Source organism: Paenibacillus cookii, from assembly GCF_018333375.1.
Lineage (GTDB): Bacteria > Bacillota > Bacilli > Paenibacillales > Paenibacillaceae > Paenibacillus_AQ > Paenibacillus_AQ cookii.
The window spans coordinates 142,241-160,949 of record NZ_BORW01000002.1; the positions used below are offsets into that span (position 1 = coordinate 142,241).

An 18,709-nucleotide genomic window follows, 5' to 3' on the forward strand; every position below is an offset into this window, starting at 1 on the left:
TAAAATTGTACAGAATCGCGTCAAACCCTTGTCGGGATGGCGTTTTTGAGGATCGTGAAATTCGTCAGCCGTCCACCCGCACCAGCCTCAACGCCCGCAGCTTGACCGCATCGGCGTGCCAAATTTCCGTGAATTTCGGCGCCGGATCCTTCAGCCTCGACGAGAGCAACGTCAACGTATGGACGCCCGCCTGATCCCAGGTAAATTGTCCCATTCGCGACAGCACGGCCGTATACGGATGCTGGCACGAAGGCGAATCGGAATCCGCCAAATCTTCCCGGGGATCCACGGCGATCACTTGACCTGCCGATTCCAGCAAAATCGGTTCCGGATACAGTCCGTTCCATGCCTGATCATGGCGTTTGAAGCTGACCAGCAGCAGTTCGTAGGTTCCCGGCTTTACCAGCTTAAACGTCCATTCCGCGCCCCGGATGACGGGAATGCCCGCTTCTTCGTCGGCTTCCCGGACCAGGCTGATTTTGGCATGCGGCACTTCCAGCTGGAATACGCCGCCCGGCATCTGCGTCAGGGTGCGGTCGAAGTCGTTTTCCCCTTCGAGTTCCAAGGCGACGACGGATACATATTGATCCGCGGGCTCGTCAGGCAACCGGATTTCGAGCGTATGAAGCTCCAGCTCCTCATCGTAAGCCTGCTCGAATTCAAGCTCGGTACGGCTCTGATCCGCCAAGCAGTAGGCGCGCAGCACCCGGTTCCGGATTCCGCCGAGCCGCAGGCCGTTTGCCGGCCATTTATCGTTGTGGACGTGAAGATAGACCCGCCCCGGCAGGGTGGTCAACGCCCCCCATTCAAGCTCCACGGGAAAAGGGCTCCCGTCCGTTCCGTAGACGGCCTCGGCATTTCGGCCGGTCCATTCCCCAACTTCGCGCAGACGTTCCGCGGAGAGCTCGGGAATCGTGCCTTGCGGCGTCGGGCCGACATTCAGCAGCAGGTTTCCGCCTTTGCCGATGACGTTCACGAGCTTTTTGATGAGCGAATCCGCCGTTTTCCACACCTGATCCTTGGTGGTATATCCCCAGGACTGGTTCAGCGTCATCGGCGTTTCCCACGGCCGGGTATCCTCCCCGCTCATGCCGATTTCGTTGTCGCCCTTGGATACGAAGTCTCCCATGCCCATGAAATGGGACACCCGGGAGTTGATCAGGCAATCGGGCTGGAGGCTGCGCACATGGCGGACGATGTCCTTGCTGTCTTCTTCGGACAACCCTCCGGCGGTGTCGAACCAAAGCAGCCCCACCCTGCCGTATTCCGTCAGCAGCTCCTTCAGCTGGGGTTTCGCTTTGCCTTCGAAATATTCCGCAAAACGCTTCTCCTCCAGCTTGTAATCCCAAGTATTGTTATGCTCTTTATGCAGCGCATGCGGGTGATGCCAGTCGATGACATGCGAATAATAAAAGCACAAGACGATTCCAGCTTCTGCGCAGGCTTCGGCCAATTCCTTCAAAGGGTCGCGGCCGAACGGCGTGGCGTCCACGATGTTAAACGGATCGGCTTTCGAGCCGTACATGGCGAAGCCGTCGTGGTGTTTGGCGGTAATGACGATGTAACGCATGCCCGCTTCCTTTGCCAACGCCACCCACGCTTTCGCGTCGAATTCGGTCGGGTTGAACCTTTGCGCCAGCTTCTCGTATTCGCGGACGGGCGTTTTTTGCGCATACATGATCCATTCGCCCTGCGCGGGAAGCGCATACAATCCCCAGTGGATGAACATGCCGAACCGGGCCGCCGTCCACCATGCCGTTCGCGGGTCGCGTTCCGCCGTTCGGTTTTGTTCTTCCTGGCCTGTGCTGCCTGCTTTGCTTATGCCCATGATGTTCACGCTCCTTTCCTACCAGTACGGCTTCCAGTCTCTCGTGACCCGGACAAGCGCTTCGTGCATGTAATAATCGCCCCAAATGCAGCATTCGTCCACGCCGTTGTTCCCCGGTTTGCTGTATACCGCATGGAGCAATATCCCGTTCGACTCCGGCACGTCCGTCGTCATGTAATTTTCGATCAAGGATTCCAGAATCTTTAGCGCGGCATTTTCGTACTTCCGCTTCAGCGGTTCGGTCAACGGGAGATGCGCCGCGGCTTCCAGCAGCCCGCAGACGGCAATGGCAGCGGCAGAGCTGTCCCTTTCTTCCGGCCCTTCGGTAAAAATCAAATCCCAGTAGCAGACAAAATCCTCCGGAAGCCGGTTCAGGAAATAATTCGCGATTTTCGTCGTCAAATCGAGGAGTTCCGTTTCCCCGGTGTAGCGGTAAGACAGCGGAAAGCCGTAAATCCCCCAGGCCTGCCCCCGCGACCAGCATGAATCGTCGGAATAGCCTTGGGCGGTCTTCCCGTATTTCGGGTCGCCCGTTTCGGCGTCCATATAATAGGTGTGATAGCTGGAGGCATCCTCCCGAATGAGATATTTGGCCGACATGCGGACATGGGAATGGGCGGCATCGTAAAATTTCCGGTCCCCGGATTCTTCGCTGGCCCAATAAAGCAGCGGCAAATTCATCAAGCAGTCGATGATCATCCGGCCGCGCTGCCTCGGATCGTCCAAATTGCCCCAGGCCTGGATGATGCCCGCTTGGTCCAGATAACGGATATAAAGAAGTTCGGCGGCGTCCAAAGCTATCTGCTTCGCTTCTTCGTTGCCGGTCAGCTTATACGCCGATACGCAGGAAAGCGTATACAGAAAACCGAGGTCATGCGTATTCGTATATCGCCGTTCTTCGATCCGCTGCTTGTAGCTGGACAGCTGTTTTTCCGCCGCTTGCCGATATTTTTCGTTTCCGGTGGTCTCGTAAGCAAGCCACAGCATTCCCGTCCAAAAAGCCGGTGTCCACTCCGTATTCCCGACCTGCCGGTAAACGTTGCCCGTGCTGGCTTCGGACGGAAAGGTGCCGATGAACGTTTCAAGATTGCGGTCGATTTGACCCAAAATAAAAGACAATGCCTCTTCGCACCGTTTTTTCATCAAGCGGGGCGCGTCGTCATACCTGCCGGCGGCCAGGATTCCTTCGTCAATGACTTGCTTCATACGTGCACTCCTCCCAAACATTCAATTGGTGTTCGGATCAAATTGTAGCCAGTACGAGCGAAACGGGCAATCTTTATCTTTTTGGATGCACTGCCGTTTTTATTCCATGCGGGCGGGGGTTGAAAAAAAGTCGATGCAGCTTAAAAATCGTCGGCACAAAAAAAACGTAAGGCCGGCCGCTTGCGAATCAAGCGCCGGCCTTACGTGTGACGTCCGAACGTTTTATTTTTTCTGAATCCAAAAAGTCAAAATTCCGTTCTCTTCCCGGCTCTCCAGCAGTTTATGCCCCGTGGAGTTGGCCCAAGCCGAAAGGTCGTTTCGGGCCCCTTTGTCGGTTGCCTGCACTTCGAGAATTTGTCCCGGCGCAAGCTCGTCGATCGCTTGTTTCGTTCTGACGATCGGCATCGGGCAGGCTAAGCCTTTGGCATCCAGCTGTTTATCCGCGTTCATCGGTTTTCCTCCTTAATAAATGGAACTGAAAATATATCGGCCTTAACGATCATGCAGGTTCAACGATCAATCATGGACGGCACAGCGGTTCGGTCCGGTCTCCATCTCGCGCTGCGTCTCTTCGTCGGGGCTGATTTTCCCCATGTTGGTCTGGCGGATTTCCCGGTAAGCATGCGGCTGCGGCGGCAACTGTTCCGTTACCGTCTGCCGGAAGGTTTGCTCGTCTTCTAGCTTGAGCCCGGGGTTTTGCCGATACAAATCGCCCAGCTTGGCCGAAACCGCCCCCGTCCGGTCCATCTCCGCAACCGTGCCGAAATGGGCGGGCAGGACGATCAGTTCCTCCGGCAGGCCGCTATACAGACCGTATAGTGTGTTCCGCAAATCCCCGACCCAATCTTCCGCTTTCCCGGCGAGATCGGGACGGCCGATGGAAGCGACGAACAAAATGTCTCCCGTCAACAGATATCGATCATCCACCAGGAGCGTCGTGCTGCCGAGCGTATGCCCGGGCGAATACATCGGTCGGATATCCGTATGGCCGATTCTTATGTCTCGTCCTTCGGTAAGCGGAAGGTATGAAAATACGACTTCGTCCGCATCCTGCGGCGGAAGGAAATAGGATGCGCCGGTTCGCCCCGCAAGTTCACGCCCGCCCGAAATATGGTCGGCATGCAGATGGGTATCTACGATGTGTTGAATGCGAATGCCCCGTTCCCTTGCAAAATCGATATAAGGTTGCACCATGCGGGCCGCATCCACCACGACGGCTTCTCCATCGGAAACGATCATGTACGACAGGCATCCTTTTCCGAGGCGGTTAAACTGGTATATTTCTCCGCCGCTTTTCAGGTCCCCGGCCTTCACCGGCACCAGAAGTTCGCCCCACCGCTTCATCCCGCCTTCCAGGTAATGCACCTCGCTTCGTCCCGCTTCCGCGATCCGTTACGCGATAAACCTGGAGGAGCCTTCCTTGGCGCACACGACCAGCAGCCGCTCGCCTTCAGGGATCCGCTTGAGCGCAGGCTCGACGCTATCCAGCAGGTCGAAATACGGAATGTTGATGATTTCCAACGCTTGTCCTTCGATTTTCCAATCCTTGAATTCGGTTTCGTTGCGCACATCCAGCACGAACAGCTTCTCCTGCCGGGTGATGATGCGGCCCAACTCTTCAGGAGTCATGTTGACCGGTAAAGTTTGTGGATTGTTATCCATCGCATCTCCCTCCAATGGTTAGAACGACAGGCTGATGTTCGCGTCTTTGGCAAAATCGATAAAGCTCGCCGCCCCGCCAACCTCGGTTCCTTCGATCAAGTCCTCGAGCTTCAAGCCCATGACGTCCATCGTCATTTGGCAGGCGATGATTTTGACGCCGAGCTCCCGCGCCATATTCACGAGTTCGGGAATCGGGGGGACGTTCGCTTTGGCGAAGCCGTCGGCGAAATGTTCGGTTCCGGCCGGCATCGGCAGCTGCCGCAGCGCCTTTTGATGAATCAGGTTCAACCCTTCAAAGGTAAAAAAGATGCCGACTTCGGCGTCGCTAGCGGCGGCCGCGGTTGCGATATTAAAAACTTTGTAAGCGTCGAACATGCCGCCGTTTGCCGCGATGATCGCTACTTTGTTTCCCATGTTTTGTTCCTCCCAATACTGGTTTGTAGTGCGCATCGTGCGCCATTTAATCTCGGACGACTTCGCCTTTCCAGCTCAGCATGCCGCCGGACATATTTTGCAGTTTCCGGTGTCCGCGAGAGGCCAGAAATTCGCAGGCTTGCCGGCTTCGTCCGCCGCTGCGGCAGATCAGGATCGCGTCTTTGCCGCGCTCGATTTCGTCATGCCGAACTTCGAGCTGGCTCAGCGGGATCAGCTTCACGCCTGGAATGTGGCCTTCCTTGTACTCATCCAACTCCCGGACGTCAATCAGCTGGACGTCTCCGCGGCCGCTTCGGATCAGCTCTTCCACTTTTTCGGGCATAATCTCCATCCAAGTTTGGTTTGACATTCGGCGAACCTCCTTTCTTTCAAATACCCCTATGGGTATAAAGTGATGATAAAGAAAAACGTCATGCGACGTCTTTATCAGGGTCCTCTTTTAACAACTCATGCTTTGTATACCCCCATGGGTATAAGCCTAACCAGTCTTTCTATCCTTTGTCAAGCCCGAACGAAGGAAAGAGATCCGACTTTTTGCTGGTGAAAACGGACCGGAACTCGATATAATGAGGATATTCATTGGAGTTGAACCATTGGACCCGATCCCTATTTTAACTAAGGCGGTGTAATAACCATGAACGCAATCGTAAGCAAACCTTGGGTGCTCGCCCGCATGTACGAACCGGATGTGACCATCGTGGATTGCAGATTCGAACTCGGAAAACCCGAAGCCGGAAAAGAAGCTTATGAACGAGAGCATATCCCCGGGGCTATTTACCTCGATTTGGAGAAAGATCTTTCTTCCCCCGTGCGCGAGCATGGCGGCCGCCATCCCTTACCCGACCCGGAAGAGCTCAGCCGTACTTTGGCCAAAAACGGGATCACGCCCGAAACGCGGATCATCGCGTACGACGATCAAGGCGGCATGTACGCCTCGCGGTTGTGGTGGCTGCTGAAATATTTGGGACATGGGCAAGCTTTTGTCATGAACGAAGGTTTCAGCGCCTGGAAGGCTGCGGGTTATCCGGTGACGGCCGATCAGCCGATCCGCGTGCCCGCAAGCTACAGCTACACGCTGCATCCTGAGCTGCTTGCGAGCATGGAAGACGTGCGCCGCGCGGCAGGCCGGGATGACGCCATCGTCATCGACTCCCGTGATCCCCGGCGCTACCAAGGTTTCGATGAAACGATGGATCCCGTGGCCGGACACGTCCCGGGCGCCAAAAATAAATTTTGGAAGCTTCTCTTGGACGAACACGGCAAGCGGATCGATGTTTCGCGGCTGCAGGAGCATTACAAAGCATTTCCGCGGGACAAGGAGATCATTGTCTATTGCGGTTCCGGCGTATCCGCCTGCCCGAACTTCATCGGGCTGAAAGAGGCGGGATACGAAAATGTAAAGCTGTATGCGGGAAGCTGGAGCGACTGGATCTCGTACAGCGAAAACCCCGTGGCGACTGGGGAAGAGTAAGAATCATAAACCCTCATCGGATGCAGGCCGGCGCAGCGCCAAGTCGCCGTGGGGGCCGGGGAGCGCAGCCCTTTCGGACAAAAAAGGAAAAACTCGCCGGAATATCCGCGAGTTTTTCTTTTTTTATGCCCGTGCGCAGCCGAAGCAACTGTTGCATGGATCGTATCTGTTGAACGTTATTCAATCATATTTTTCGTGGCCTGATACATATTTTCCGTGTACCGGTCGATTTCGTCCCGCGACATGCGCAAGCGATCTGCGGAAGTGCCGTATCCGATTTCCGTTTTCCCCTCTTTCAATCCTTCAAAAATGCCGTCTGCAAAGGCGTCCAATGGTTCCCCGTGGACATGCAGACCCGCCCCGCCCAAATCCGTATTCACGGCCGGAGGAGCGATTTCAATGACTTCGACCGGCGTTTCGGAAAGCTGATGTCTCAGGCTCATCGTAAACGAATGCAGCGCCGCTTTGGTGGCCGAATAAATCGGAGCAATCGCAAACGGAGTAAAAGCGAGCCCCGATGTGACGTTTACGATGGCCGCATATTCTTTTGCCGCAAAAAACGGAGCGAACAGCATGGAGAGATGGAATGGCGCATCGGTGTTGGTCGTGATTTCTTGGCTGAAATAACTCCAATCGTTTTTCGCATCCGCTTTGAGCACGTTAAACCGTTGCTGAATGCCTGCGTTGTTCACGAGCACGTTCACTTCCGGATAATTCGCGGTGACCCAATCAAACAACGATGCCCGCTCGGACTCGATCCCTATGTCGCACACGCGAGTAATAAGGCCGGGGAGTTTTTCTTTCGCAGCTTGAAGCGCGTGTTCGCGGCGTCCGCAAACGATCACTTGGTTTCCCGCTTTAATAAAACGTTCCGCAAAAGCGAGCCCGATTCCGGTACTTCCGCCGGTAATAAGTATGGTGTTTCCCGATAGTTTCATCTTGCTTCCTCTTTTCCATTATTTTTTTGCTTTTCCGCCTGGATACGGTTGGTATACCTTGCAATTTTCAGATCGATTTCGTGGAGCGATGTTTCCATCAATGAAATTTCGGCCAGCACGGCTTTTTTATGTTCCTTCATCATGTCAAGCCGGAGTTGGGTAGTGTGATCCCCCTCGACGACCCAATCCACATATTGCTTGATTTTTTTGATTGGCATGTGCGTGTTTTTCAAATAAATCACGACTTTAAGGAGCGTCATGGAATCTTCCGAAAATAACCGCCTCCCGGCCGCATCACGCTCGATTAATGGCAATAGTCCTTTTTTCTCGTAATAGCGGATCGTGGATTCCGGAATATCGAATTTGGCTGCAGCTTCGCTAATGGAATAATACTTCATTTGGAGTCCTCCAAATTTTTATCTTGATTCTGTCGACAGGAATAGGATACGACTTAAACCATGGTTTAAGTCAACACAAAATTATGTTGGGCCAACAGGCGGTTTATCCTCATGCACGCAAAAAATATCGCTTATGGTCGCGACCTCGCCGCAGACAGCTATCGAAGAAAAAACTCGAGATGTCAAAAAACTATTTACAAACCAACGGTCGGTTTTTATAATAAGCATACATCGAAAATCAGAGACGCAAAAAACGATTACCACTCACGGAGGGAAAGACGTTGAAACAAGAAGAGCGCAGACAGCAAACAACAAGACTTCTGCTGGATACTGTCAAAGAGCTGATCCGGGAAAAAGGATGCCATGCGATGACCATGAAGGATATTATGGATCGATCGGGCTTGTCCAAAGGGGCGATCTTCCACTATGTAAAAAGCAAGGATGAAATTTTTGTATGGGTGCTTCAGGAGCGGCTGGAAGAAACGAATACGCAATTTATGAACGAAGTGGAACTAGGCCGCCGGTCTTTCGAGGAGCCGATGCGGAAAATCGCGGAAAGCATCCTGCAATACGAAAACGCCCAGGACGTGACGAACAAAGTCCTGCTCTACTTGCTCGGCAAGGAGGATCAGCCCGTCATCGCGGAAGCCCTCCAACAATACTATGAGAGATCCATGGAATTATCCAGGCAGTGGATCGTGACCGGCCAGAGGTACGGCGTCATTCCGGCATCGGTCGATCCGGACAAAACGGCGGATATGTTCGTCCTTCTTACGCTCGGCTTGCGGGTGCGCTCCTCCATCCCGTTGACGGCCGCTTCTTTCAAAGGACATGATTTCACGTCCATGATTTCGGATATGTTGCAGTCTCGAAAATAAAAAGCGAAAGGTGGAACCATCATGAATCTATGGTTAACGCTTCACCTGCTCGGAGTCGTGTTATTCGCGGGAAACATCATTACGGCGGCTTTTTGGAAGGTTCGGGCGGATTTGACGAAGAACCCCGCAGCCATCCATCATGCCGTGCAAAACGTCATGCTTGCCGATTATATCTTTACGATTCCGGGTCTGTTCCTCGTGATCCTTTCCGGCAGCATCATGGCCGCCCGCGCGGGATTTTCCCTGGCAGGATTTAACTGGCTCACGTTATCTCTCGCCTTGTTTGCCCTGACCGGCATCCTCTGGGCGGCGATCCTCATTCCCCTGCAGCGCAAAATGATCCGAACCAGCGCCGGGTGCATCGAAAAAGGAGAGATTTCCCAAGCGTACAGGAAAGCGTCCCGTACCTGGGCCGTATTCGGCATTGCGGCTACGCTGCTTCCGATCGTCATTTTATATCTCATGGTCATGAAAGGGTTCTAAGTTGGGATTGATCACGTTCCTAAGGAGGTTGTACGAATGCTGCCTTTTTATGTGCTGGTTGCGGCTTTTCTGTTGTTCAAGGGTCTCGGCCTGATCGGCTTGGCCTATTTTGAAGGCTGGCATGCTTCCCTTCAGGCGGCGGTGGCCGTCATGCTGCTCCTCACGGCTTCCGCGCATTGGGGGACCCGCAGGCCGGACCTGATCCGCATGGTTCCGCAGGCATTTCCCAGACCGGATTGGATCGTGACGGCCACCGGACTGCTGGAAATCGCCGGAGCCGTCGGCATCTTGATCCCTGCCGTCTCCAAGGCGGCTTCGATCGGATTGGCGGTGCTGTTTATGGCCATGTTCCCCGCCAACGTGCGCGCGGCCAAGGAAAAATTAACGATCGGCGGGCGGCCCGTACCCAAGCTGTTACTCCGAACCGCGCTGCAGCTTGTTTTTATTGTGGCGGTCCTTCTGGCCGGATAAAAGTCCGGCCCTTCGACCGGGATGGCCTTGTTTTGATGCTTGAAAACAACGGCCCTTTTTTATATACTCTAAAAGCGAATGGAGGTTCATTTATGGTTCAAGTATTGAAGGAAGAACTGCGACAGGCGATCGTGAGGCATGCGCAAGACGAGTTTGCGCAGCATGGATATGCAAATGCCTCGATCAAAAGAATCGCGGCGAATGCCGGCATTTCGGTCGGTAACTTGTACCGGTATTTTCCGGGGAAGGAGGCGTTGTTCGAAACGGTCGTATCCCCGGTTCAGCATGAACTGGAGACGCTGATCTACAATCACGAAAAATACGCTTATGATGAACATACCGGCATTTTTGAACTTGTCGTCCAGGCGCTGACGGCGGTCGTCGGGGAGTATCGGGTGCCGCTCCTTATTTTGATCGATGGCTCCAAGGGGACCCGGTTCGAAAACGCCGCCGCGGATTTTCACCAGGCGATGGCAGAGAACGTCGCGGATCATCTGGCAGCCTATAACCGCAAGCAGGGTCAGGCAGCGTTCGATCTGCAGACGGCTTGGCCGATCGCGGTCGCTTTTATGCAGGGATACTTCGAGATCATCCGCCGCCATCAGGATCCGGAAGACTGCAAACAAGTGGTTCGCCAATATGTCTCTTTTTGGTATCAAGGCCTGCGGGCGTTTCTGTGAAAAGGGAGCACGCGTTTTTTTGGGATTCAATAATGAATCATAATTCGCTTTTGGGAGGCGCATGTTCTATGGAAAGATCCATCCATCAACACTTGACCAGAAAAGGCTACAAGCTGGAATACAGCCTTGTCGGATCGGGAGAACCGGTCCTCATTTTGCATGGTGGCCATTCGAACTGCCACGAAGAGTTGGGTTATGCCCATCTCGTGGCGCATGGTTTTCGGGTTATTACGCCTTCCCGCCCAGGTTACGGCAACACGTCGGCAGAACTGGGCCAGTCGATCATGACTGCATGCGAAGCTTATATTGAACTGTTGAATGAGCTGCAGGTGCCTAAAGCGCATATCCTTGCCATGTCCGCCGGAGGCCCGAGCGGCATTTATTTGGCTTCACGATACCCGAATCGTGTAAAAAGTCTTATCCTGCAATCCGCAATCTCACATACCTGGCTGTCTCCAGGCGACAAACTGCATCGTTTGGCGCGTACCATGTTTCGCCCATCCGCCGAAAAATATATGTGGGCATCGTTACGTCTCATGAACAAGCTTTTTCCTCGCGTTCTGTTTAACGGTATGATCCCCTCCTTCAGCTCGCTGCCAAAAGAAAAGGCGCTGCTGCAAATCAGCGGCGAGGATCGGAGACATTTCAAACATATGATCAACCGTCAGCGGTCTGGACGCGGCTTTTTGATCGATTTGGAGCAAACAAGGCATGACCTGACTTCGGAGCTTGCTTCGATTCAGAGCCCCACCCTGATCATGCACAGCATTCACGATGCTTCCGTTCCCGTGGAACACGCCCGGCATGCCCATCGGACCATTCCAAACGCCCGGCTTTGCGAGCTGGATACATGGGGGCACCTGATCCACCTGGGAGCCGGTGCCGATGTCATGTACGAACAGCTGTTATCTTTTTTGGATAACACCATTCATCTCGAGTGCAGCTGAAAAATTGCACACGCAGTCCATCACGAGCTGCTTTCCAGCGCGGAAGAAGTACGGGACGCAACCGGCCGAAATGATAGGTTTTGTCATTTAATTTGTTAGGCTTGACATGTATAATTATGGGAGTTATTGAAAGCAGGGTAAAATAACTTATAAATCGTTCGGAGGATATGATGAAAAGATACTTGCCGATCATGTTTTTAATAATCTGTTTATGCGTTTCTTGCCAATCAAAGGGAAGTAACATAATACTTGGGGATCAAGAAGAAGAAACGCATGACACAAAATTCCAAAATATATCTAAAGATAATACTAGTGCAAATCGGGAAAAAGAGCTGATGCTTCAAATGAAAATTCCTAACCAAAACCCTCTCAACATCTCCGTCGACAAAATTCCGATTTTAAATCAGTACTTAGAACAATTTGAGGACAAAAAAAATGAATTAAATCGAATGCGGATTAATTATTTGTTCACAAACAATCAGAAGGACTACATCCTTTTGAATTACAGTTGTGGGACGAAACTTTGTAATCAACTTCTGTTGGAACATAAGGATGGAGAATGGCTGTCCTTGCAGATTTCAGAGTCAAGTTTTCTTCAAGTCTCAAAGCAGAATGGTGAAAAGGTGGCCTTTCTCTTTGGTAGAAATGAAGGTTCAGAGGTTCTTAGAAATCAAGTCGTAATCGTTAATATGAAAAATTTTCAGGAAATTTCACCTCCCGAAAATTTGAAAATCTTAAGTTCCTTTGAATATCCAATTTCGATGATCGAGTGGAATGATGACACTTTAATAGCCAAGGTTGCAAACATTGACGACATTTCATTTGAAAATGTGAAAGAATGGAATACGAAAACTTTTAAACAATTAGAATGGAAGATTCATTAACATTACACAATCTGCGTTTTTATGGTTATGAACCGAAAGAGGGATTCCCATCTGATTTATCGATCATTTAATCCCTTCCCATCGAGAATTGCTGCTCACATTTTTCAACCCTTGATTCCCGGGTTTTGGATTGTTTAGGCGCCGAAAAATAGATGAGGTATCCTTTTTGACGTCCTGGCATCAACGCGTCAAAAGCATTTTTCAACGCAGGATGTTCATCTAATTTCTCTTGAAATTCTTGAGGAATGACGAAGTCCGTATCCTTTATGGGAATATTCACCTTCAAACCGGCTTTTTCAACTTCAATGGCTTCATTAAGAAAAATATGATTCAAATTCCGCAAAACTCCTATAGATACAAAATAACTGCCGGGCATTTTCCGGCAGCTTTTATTATTGTTATAAAAACCTTCTTCTTTCGCTCCCCTTCTCAAGTTAATATAACAAATCGCTACCACTTCGTTTGGTTTTATTGTAAAATATAACCACGCATGAATGAAAGCGTTTACCAATACATATAAACGAAGGATTAGATATATCTTTTAAAGGACATGTTCCATAGATTCATCCCCTGCTTTTAGCATATGACGCCCTCTTGGCGGTCCGGGTTTACCCTTTTTCGAGTATGTTTGATTCCGCTCAAATGAAAAAGAGTTCTAGGAGGTTACAGGATGAACATCTTGATTGTAGAAGACGAAGCTTCCGTCCGGGACATCTTGCAATCGTATTTTCTCAATGAAGGCTGGAACGTGCACATTACGGGCGACGGCCGGGAGGCCTTGAAGCGAATCCAGCTTTTGAAACTGGACTTGGTCGTGCTGGACCTGATGATTCAAGGGCTTCCCGGCGAAGAAGTGTGCCGAAGCATTCGGCAGGTATCGAACATTCCGCTCATCATGATTACGTCGAAAGCCCGCGAAGCCGATATGATCAACGGCCTGAACCTGGGGGCGGACGACTACATCACGAAGCCGTTCCGCATGAAAGAAGTGATTGCCAGAATCTATGCCTTGCAGCGAAGAATCACCCAGCTGAACAAAAGCGGACCTAACGTGCTCTATTTTAACCGCCGCCGGCTGATGGTCAATTTCGAATTCGAGGACGTGTATATCGACGGAAAACCCGCGAACCTGACCGCGACCGAATTCCGCACGCTGAGCATTCTCGTCAAAAAACCCGGGAAGGTATTCAGCAGGCATGATTTGTCCTACGAGGTGCAGGGTTACCGTTTTATTGGCGACGGGCGCGTCATGGACGTACATATCCGCAATATCCGCAGAAAAATCGAAGAGGATCCCAAAAACCCGCAGTACATCGTCACCAAGATCGGCTCCGGATACAAATTTACTTTCCAGCCGGACGAAACATGAAAAAAACGGCATCCTGGACGATAACCACCCGTACATGGCTGTTTTTGGCGATCCTCTCCCTGACGGCGGCCGCTTCCATCGGCTCCTATATGGCCCTGACGCAAATTTGGAGCAAGCAGCTTGCTTCGTTCAAACAAAAATACGCCGCCGAGCAAAGCCACCATCTGCTTTATACGCTGCGCGAACGGATGAAAAACGCCGCGGATCGCAGCGAAAGCATCAAAATACTCGAAGATGCGTCGCGCCATTTCGCGGTCCCGATCCGATATGTCGGCGAAGACCGCCAAACGATGATCCTGGATTTGGTGGACCCGGCATGGCTGTCGCGCCCCGGCCTTTTTTCCGTAGAAGCTCCGCTCGTCTTGGACGGAAAAATCGACGGTTATCTCACTTCCTTTTACGATACGGCCGAAGGCGCGTATTCGCCTGCCATCCGGCAGCTGGAAGAGCAGCTCGAGCGGAGGGGCCGGACGGTGCTCATCTTGTTTCTTAGCGCCGCTTTCGCGGTGTCCCTCTTGGCCTCTTGGCGCTGGAGCCGAAACATATCCGCATCTTCCGACGCGGCGGAGACCATCGTAACGAGCAACCAGCTTTCGCCGATTCGCGTCCGCGGCACGAAGGAGATCCGGGTTCTGATGACGACGATCAATCATCTCATCGACCGGTTCGAACGCCATGAATCGTGGCGCAATCAGCTGATGCAGGATCTCACGCATGAGCTCAGAACGCCGCTGACCGCCGTTTTGTCGCAACTGGACGCGATCATTGACGGCATTTACCCGCTTACGGCCGATCAAATTCAGCGTATCCTTGTCGACATTGAACGGCTGTACCGTCTCGTGGAAGACATGGAGAAGCTGTCGGAAGCCGAAGGAGCGCAATTCGAACTGAATAAGCAGGAGGTCAATTTGTCGCGGATCGTGCAAGGCATTTACGAAGGTTTTTTATTCCTGACCCGGGAAAAAAACATCCGCTTCGATTACGTGCCGTCCAAAACGCCGTGCTACCTGCAAGCCGATCCGGACCGGATCGCGCAAATTCTGTCCAACGTCATGTACAATGCCATCAAATATACGCCAAGCGGCGGGAAAATCGAGGTGGGCGTCGTTCATGAAGAGGACTCGATCCTCGTCTTCTGCAAAGATACGGGCATGGGCATTCCCGAAGAGGAGCTCGGCCGGATTTTCGACCGCTTTTACCGGGCGGATAAATCCCGATCCAGGGACAGCGGCGGACTAGGGGTCGGTTTGAGCATTGCCAAAGCGCTGGTCGAGGCCCATCAAGGCAACATATGGGCAGAAAGCCAAATCGGCAAAGGTTCGATCTTCTGGATCAGGCTGCCGGTGCAGCAATCGTTTCAGCTCGATTCGTCCAAGCCTGCCTAAACCGCAGGCTGATATTCCGCAAAAACTTATCGTACCCAACCCAAAGGAGGTTGCTATGCCGATCCTGGAAGCTTGCCGAACGTTCAGAAAGCATCCCTATATTGTCCTGCAGCCCTTCCTGATCGACGCCATTTTGCTGGTCGTTCTATACGGCTCTCAAACGTCGCAGATCAAATCCCAATGGAGTTCCCGGGTCATGCTGGGCATGGGAATCCCGTCCGTTTTTCAGCTGTTTTCCCTGCCGTTCACCTGGTTTATGCTGGTCGCGGCCCTGTTATGGTCATTCGCGCAGGGAGGATACATCCGTACGCTCGCTGCGGCATGCCGAGGTTCGAAACTTCCGGTTTCGCAGATGATGCGGGCGAACTTGCGTTACGGACTCCCCTTTCTGCTGCTGCGGGCCGCGATTATGCTTGCGGCTTCGGCGGCGTCCACCCTGCTGATCGTCATGTTTGGGGCGATCGGCTCGGGGGCCGCCCTGCTGTTTTTGATCGTCTTTCGGATTTTGTTCGTCTATTTGGAATTTACCATTGTCACCGATCGCGTCCCTTTCGACGCCGCCTTCCGCCGGGCTTTTCGGACCCTGAAGCAGCATGGGCCGGCCTCCGTCGGGATGGGCGTTGCGATTTTGGCCGTTTCGGGTTTGGCAAGCCTGGCCGCCAACCTGTTGACGAAGCCGATACCGCTTATGCTGATCCTCATCGTGTACGATGCGGTCATGACCGTGCTCCTGCTGGCGCTGATGCTAACCTTTCGCGAAGCCCGGAGATATGAAGGATAAGCGCCGCAGCCGTTTTTGTGGCGGTAAAACCGAAAATCCCGCTTCCGTTTTCCGGATGCGGGATTTTCTGCGGTTGCTTATTTTCGGCCAGCCCTTGGAATTTTTAAAGATTCATGCGGCTTTATGACTCCCCTTTCGAGGATTTTGCCTCCTGGATCGCCTTTTCCGCTTTTTCCGTCTGCGTTCTCAGGAACTGCTGAATGTCCATGTCCGACTGCAAAAACTCCTTGACCGCGTCATCCAGCTTCACGTACGGATCCCAAGGGCTGCTTTTGGCCGGCGGCGCCGTAAAAGGATATTGGAAAAACGCGTTAATGTTTTTGCCTTCGTACCTTATATTGTCCTGAGCGAATTGCTCATTGATCGTTTTGTCCCCCGTGATGACGGATGGCGTTCCCGCCCGGGCAAGCGTCGCCTGATACTCCGGCGAAATGCTTTCAAGGATCCATTGAAATTCCTTGTGCTTGCTGAACGCATTGATCGCGAAAATCTGCGTATTGGGCGTCGGCGCCGTATTTTCCTGGCCGGGAAACGTGGGTACGGGGACGATGTCCATGTCCTGCTGGAACTCCTTCGCTTCTTCGTCGTTCCCCCCGAACCATGTGAGATATCCGTGCCAATCCACATGCATCGCGACCGTTTTATCGCTGAATCCGCTGACGTTTTCATCGTACATGCCCGGTATGCTATATATTTTTTTCAACAATTCCATATACTGCGTGAATTCCGGATGTTTAGATAACAGCACTTCGCCTGTATCGGGATCGGTTAAAGTGACGGATAGCTGCTTCAGGGGGAACGTATAGCTTCCAAATTCCAATCCCCTGTAATGCACCCCGTTCCGTTCAGCGGTCATTTTTTTCGCCATCTCGATCGCTTCATCCCATGTCATATGATCCGAAGGATATTCAACCCCGAACAGATCGAAAATTTCCTTGTTGTAATGAAGGCCGATGACGCCCATCTCCTGCGGAATGCCGACCAACCGGCCCTGTTGGTCCCGCGATCGCACTTGGGCCAGTATCGCCGGATCGATTTGGCTCAAATCAACGCCGTAATCTTTCACCATGTCGTCCAGGGGATAAACCATTTCGAGTTCTTCAAGCGGCTCTTGGCCCGAAAAAGCAAGCACGATATCCGGAACGATCTGCGAAGCGTTGAGCTCCTGCATGTTTTCTACCGTACCGTTCCAATCGACATGCTTCACCTGGATATGAGGCAGCTTTTCCTTCATATAATTTCCAATGCGGGAATTAAAGTAATCTTCGCCCCAAGGCGTGGCTACAAGCAGTTCAACCGGATCCTCAGGAAACGTCTTCACGGGCGCCTCCTCCTTGGGCTCCGACTGCTCTTCCGTCTGCGTCTGCGGCTTCGGCTCGGGCACGGCTTCCTGCGCCGTACCGCCGGTGCAAGCGGTGATCCATAACAACAACAGCAAACCGAGCGCTCCGTGAATCCAAGATCGCTTATTGCCCACTCGTATTCCCCCTCATCCGCGATTATTTTGGGAAAGACAATTACCGCGCATCAATTCTGCTGCTTTTTCTCCTTCACGATGGTGGCATAATCCTCTTCCATCTTCCGCAGGAACGTTTGAACGTCGTTGCCCGAAGTCAGGAACGGTTTCACCTGCGAGCCGACATAGTTGGTTCCGTAGAGCAAAATGTCCGGCCCGAATGGGCTGTAAAGCGCCGGTTTGGCCTGCTGCAGCGAATAGATGCCTTTGATGTTGAATTCCCGGCCGTTCAGCGTATCGGCGGCAAACTGCTCCAATATGCCCTGATCCGAAGAAACCGAAGGGATGCCCGCGCGGGTCATGCGGATTTGCTGCTCATCCGTCAGCAGGAATTCCAAGAGATCCATCGCTTCGTCAATATGTTTGCTGTGCTTGTTGATGGCGATCGTCAGCGGCAGCGTGGACGGTCCGACGCCCGGCAGATCCGGCCAGCTCGGGAAGCTCACCACGTCATAATCGAGTTCTTCCGGATAATAAGGGATGGTGTTTGCAATCAGTCCCAGACTCATCGCCACGTCGCCTTTTTTAAAGTCGTATTCGATGTCTGGCTCCCAGTTCCCCGGGATGCTTGCGATCCGCTTCGTTAAGTTCAGAAATTTCCCGAATGCCGGATTTTTCGAAAATTGGGGTTCGCCTGTTTGCGGATCCGTGCCATTGGCGGATAGCTGCGTCATCGCTTGGGACAAAGAGTTGGTCGCCAATCCCCGGTATTTCACGCCGTCCCTTTCCCCGGTAACTTTGCCGGCAAGGTCGATCACCTCGTCCCACGTCATCCCGTCGACCGGATAGTCCACGCCGAATTTATCGAAAACGGCTTTGTTGTAATGCAGCGCCACCGTCACGTCCTCGATCGGCACGCCAAGCAGCCTTCCTTGGCCTTCCGGATCCCGGGCCCGAAGCGCATCCATGATTCCCGGCCTGATTTTGTTGAAGTCGAAGTTCCGTTCTTTCAGCATGTCGTCGAGCGGCAGCAGCATGTCTCTTTCCTTCAAAATGTCGAAGCCGTCCGTCGTCAGAATCAAATCCGGCATCACATTTTGGGCGAACAGTTCGTCAAAGGACGCCGCATCCGCGAATTTGCCCGTCGGCTCAATGTCGATATTGGGGAATTTCTCCTTCGTCCCCGCAAGAATGCGGCTTTCGACCTGCTCCTTGCTCCAAGGCGCCATGAAAATCAGCTTGATCGGCTCATGATTTTCTTTTTTCTCCTCCGGCTTTTGCTCCGCCGGTTGACTGGGGGCTTGCTTTGCATCCGACGGGGCCTGCTCCTTCGCCGCCGTGTCGGTCCCCGAACCTCCGGAGCCGCATCCCGTAATAATGAGCGCAAATGCTGCAAGTATCAAGAAAAAAACATTCATCCGCTTTTTCATGACCGAT

At 52.6% G+C, this 18,709-nt stretch carries 19 protein-coding genes and 2 pseudogenes; 10 read left to right on the forward strand and 11 right to left on the reverse strand.

Going from position 1 to position 18,709, the window contains the following annotated elements; translation table 11 throughout:
• Positions 1-64: 64 nt before the first annotated feature.
• The 6 genes and pseudogenes from KI367_RS03500 to KI367_RS03525 all read right to left on the reverse strand — a co-directional run bounded on the left by KI367_RS03500 (position 65) and on the right by KI367_RS03525 (position 5,480).
• Positions 65-1,828 (reverse strand): alpha-L-fucosidase, encoded by a 1,764-nt coding sequence (locus KI367_RS03500; protein WP_212947634.1) that lies wholly within the window; start codon positions 1,826-1,828, stop codon positions 65-67.
• Positions 1,829-1,846: 18 nt separating this feature from the next.
• Complete coding sequence (locus KI367_RS03505; protein WP_212947635.1) at positions 1,847-3,034, reverse strand: glycoside hydrolase family 88 protein; 1,188 nt, start codon at positions 3,032-3,034, stop codon at positions 1,847-1,849.
• A 222-nt stretch (positions 3,035-3,256) separates the two neighbouring features.
• Entirely contained in the window at positions 3,257-3,484 is a 228-nt protein-coding gene (locus KI367_RS03510) for a sulfurtransferase TusA family protein (RefSeq protein ID WP_212947636.1), read from the reverse strand.
• A gap of 66 nt (positions 3,485-3,550) precedes the next feature.
• A pseudogene (locus KI367_RS03515) lies at positions 3,551-4,663 on the reverse strand (MBL fold metallo-hydrolase).
• Between the two features lie 51 nt (positions 4,664-4,714).
• Positions 4,715-5,110, reverse strand: coding sequence for a DsrE/DsrF/DrsH-like family protein (locus tag KI367_RS03520; RefSeq protein WP_212947637.1), 396 nt, complete (start codon positions 5,108-5,110; stop codon positions 4,715-4,717).
• Positions 5,111-5,156: 46 nt separating this feature from the next.
• A complete protein-coding gene (locus KI367_RS03525) occupies positions 5,157-5,480 on the reverse strand; it encodes a rhodanese-like domain-containing protein (protein WP_036709235.1) in 324 nt (107 codons plus the stop codon).
• A 285-nt stretch (positions 5,481-5,765) separates the two neighbouring features.
• Here KI367_RS03525 and KI367_RS03530 point away from each other — a divergent pair, with 285 nt between their 5' ends.
• The gene (locus KI367_RS03530; protein WP_212947638.1) at positions 5,766-6,602 is read left to right on the forward strand and encodes a sulfurtransferase; all 837 of its coding nucleotides are present in this window, start codon (positions 5,766-5,768) and stop codon (positions 6,600-6,602) included.
• A 176-nt stretch (positions 6,603-6,778) separates the two neighbouring features.
• Here the strand turns inward: KI367_RS03530 and KI367_RS03535 are convergent, their stop codons facing one another.
• Positions 6,779-7,540, reverse strand: coding sequence for an SDR family oxidoreductase (locus KI367_RS03535; protein ID WP_036709383.1), 762 nt, complete (start codon positions 7,538-7,540; stop codon positions 6,779-6,781).
• Positions 7,537-7,938, reverse strand: coding sequence for a MerR family transcriptional regulator (locus KI367_RS03540; RefSeq protein ID WP_212947639.1), 402 nt, complete (start codon positions 7,936-7,938; stop codon positions 7,537-7,539). The genes KI367_RS03535 and KI367_RS03540 overlap by 4 nt, the downstream gene beginning before the upstream one ends.
• A 281-nt stretch (positions 7,939-8,219) precedes the next feature.
• Between KI367_RS03540 and KI367_RS03545 the strand changes: the two genes are divergently transcribed.
• The 6 genes from KI367_RS03545 (at position 8,220) to KI367_RS03570 (ending at position 12,281) form a co-directional block, all read left to right on the forward strand.
• Positions 8,220-8,816, forward strand: a complete 597-nt coding sequence (locus KI367_RS03545; protein ID WP_036709232.1) for a TetR/AcrR family transcriptional regulator — start codon at positions 8,220-8,222, stop codon at positions 8,814-8,816.
• 21 nt (positions 8,817-8,837) lie between these two features.
• Positions 8,838-9,299: a DUF2269 family protein gene (locus KI367_RS03550; protein ID WP_036709230.1), complete on the forward strand. Its 462-nt coding sequence runs from the start codon at positions 8,838-8,840 to the stop codon at positions 9,297-9,299.
• A 36-nt stretch (positions 9,300-9,335) separates the two neighbouring features.
• Positions 9,336-9,770, forward strand: coding sequence for a DoxX family protein (locus tag KI367_RS03555; RefSeq protein ID WP_036709227.1), 435 nt, complete (start codon positions 9,336-9,338; stop codon positions 9,768-9,770).
• A 92-nt stretch (positions 9,771-9,862) separates the two neighbouring features.
• The gene (locus KI367_RS03560) at positions 9,863-10,450 is read left to right on the forward strand and encodes a TetR/AcrR family transcriptional regulator (protein ID WP_212947640.1); all 588 of its coding nucleotides are present in this window, start codon (positions 9,863-9,865) and stop codon (positions 10,448-10,450) included.
• 68 nt (positions 10,451-10,518) lie between these two features.
• Positions 10,519-11,397, forward strand: coding sequence for an alpha/beta fold hydrolase (locus KI367_RS03565; protein ID WP_212947641.1), 879 nt, complete (start codon positions 10,519-10,521; stop codon positions 11,395-11,397).
• Positions 11,398-11,567: 170 nt separating this feature from the next.
• The gene (locus KI367_RS03570; protein ID WP_212947643.1) at positions 11,568-12,281 is read left to right on the forward strand and encodes a hypothetical protein; all 714 of its coding nucleotides are present in this window, start codon (positions 11,568-11,570) and stop codon (positions 12,279-12,281) included.
• A 56-nt stretch (positions 12,282-12,337) separates the two neighbouring features.
• Here KI367_RS03570 and KI367_RS03575 read toward each other — a convergent pair.
• Positions 12,338-12,597 (reverse strand): annotated as a pseudogene (locus KI367_RS03575) (YdeI/OmpD-associated family protein); the annotation flags it as partial.
• Positions 12,598-12,951: 354 nt separating this feature from the next.
• Between KI367_RS03575 and KI367_RS03580 the strand changes: the two are divergent.
• From KI367_RS03580 to KI367_RS03590, 3 genes are read left to right on the forward strand one after another with little or no spacing between them, the layout of a single operon-like run.
• Complete coding sequence (locus tag KI367_RS03580) at positions 12,952-13,650, forward strand: response regulator transcription factor (protein WP_036715464.1); 699 nt, start codon at positions 12,952-12,954, stop codon at positions 13,648-13,650.
• Positions 13,647-15,035 carry a sensor histidine kinase gene (locus KI367_RS03585; RefSeq protein WP_212947645.1) on the forward strand — a complete coding sequence of 463 codons (1,389 nt, stop codon included), beginning with the start codon at positions 13,647-13,649 and terminating at the stop codon, positions 15,033-15,035. The genes KI367_RS03580 and KI367_RS03585 overlap by 4 nt, the downstream gene beginning before the upstream one ends.
• Positions 15,036-15,090: 55 nt before the next feature.
• Positions 15,091-15,816, forward strand: coding sequence for a hypothetical protein (locus KI367_RS03590; RefSeq protein ID WP_212947647.1), 726 nt, complete (start codon positions 15,091-15,093; stop codon positions 15,814-15,816).
• A gap of 121 nt (positions 15,817-15,937) precedes the next feature.
• On the opposite strand, the gene KI367_RS03595 is transcribed toward KI367_RS03590, so the two are convergent.
• Together KI367_RS03595 and KI367_RS03600 are read right to left on the reverse strand one after the other, a co-directional pair.
• On the reverse strand, positions 15,938-17,293 hold the full coding sequence (locus KI367_RS03595) for an ABC transporter substrate-binding protein (protein ID WP_212947649.1): 1,356 nt from the start codon (positions 17,291-17,293) through the stop codon (positions 15,938-15,940).
• 50 nt (positions 17,294-17,343) lie between these two features.
• Positions 17,344-18,702 (reverse strand): ABC transporter substrate-binding protein, encoded by a 1,359-nt coding sequence (locus KI367_RS03600; protein WP_212947651.1) that lies wholly within the window; start codon positions 18,700-18,702, stop codon positions 17,344-17,346.
• Between the last annotated feature and the right edge of the window lie 7 nt (positions 18,703-18,709).

Bases quoted from the DNA above. Each gene is read 5' to 3' on its own strand.
- KI367_RS03540 (WP_212947639.1), bottom strand. From the start codon at position 7,938: ATGAAGTATTATTCCATTAGCGAAGCTGCAGCCAAATTCGATATTCCG.
- KI367_RS03570 (WP_212947643.1), top strand. From the start codon at position 11,568: ATGAAAAGATACTTGCCGATCATGTTTTTAATAATCTGTTTATGCGTT.
- KI367_RS03500 (WP_212947634.1), bottom strand. From the start codon at position 1,828: ATGGGCATAAGCAAAGCAGGCAGCACAGGCCAGGAAGAACAAAACCGA.
- KI367_RS03565 (WP_212947641.1), top strand. From the start codon at position 10,519: ATGGAAAGATCCATCCATCAACACTTGACCAGAAAAGGCTACAAGCTG.
- KI367_RS03600 (WP_212947651.1), bottom strand. From the start codon at position 18,702: ATGAAAAAGCGGATGAATGTTTTTTTCTTGATACTTGCAGCATTTGCG.
- KI367_RS03525 (WP_036709235.1), bottom strand. From the start codon at position 5,480: ATGTCAAACCAAACTTGGATGGAGATTATGCCCGAAAAAGTGGAAGAG.
- KI367_RS03560 (WP_212947640.1), top strand. From the start codon at position 9,863: ATGGTTCAAGTATTGAAGGAAGAACTGCGACAGGCGATCGTGAGGCAT.
- KI367_RS03550 (WP_036709230.1), top strand. From the start codon at position 8,838: ATGAATCTATGGTTAACGCTTCACCTGCTCGGAGTCGTGTTATTCGCG.
- KI367_RS03535 (WP_036709383.1), bottom strand. From the start codon at position 7,540: ATGAAACTATCGGGAAACACCATACTTATTACCGGCGGAAGTACCGGA.
- KI367_RS03530 (WP_212947638.1), top strand. From the start codon at position 5,766: ATGAACGCAATCGTAAGCAAACCTTGGGTGCTCGCCCGCATGTACGAA.
- KI367_RS03505 (WP_212947635.1), bottom strand. From the start codon at position 3,034: ATGAAGCAAGTCATTGACGAAGGAATCCTGGCCGCCGGCAGGTATGAC.
- KI367_RS03590 (WP_212947647.1), top strand. From the start codon at position 15,091: ATGCCGATCCTGGAAGCTTGCCGAACGTTCAGAAAGCATCCCTATATT.
- KI367_RS03510 (WP_212947636.1), bottom strand. From the start codon at position 3,484: ATGAACGCGGATAAACAGCTGGATGCCAAAGGCTTAGCCTGCCCGATG.
- KI367_RS03580 (WP_036715464.1), top strand. From the start codon at position 12,952: ATGAACATCTTGATTGTAGAAGACGAAGCTTCCGTCCGGGACATCTTG.
- KI367_RS03585 (WP_212947645.1), top strand. From the start codon at position 13,647: ATGAAAAAAACGGCATCCTGGACGATAACCACCCGTACATGGCTGTTT.
- KI367_RS03520 (WP_212947637.1), bottom strand. From the start codon at position 5,110: ATGGGAAACAAAGTAGCGATCATCGCGGCAAACGGCGGCATGTTCGAC.
- KI367_RS03555 (WP_036709227.1), top strand. From the start codon at position 9,336: ATGCTGCCTTTTTATGTGCTGGTTGCGGCTTTTCTGTTGTTCAAGGGT.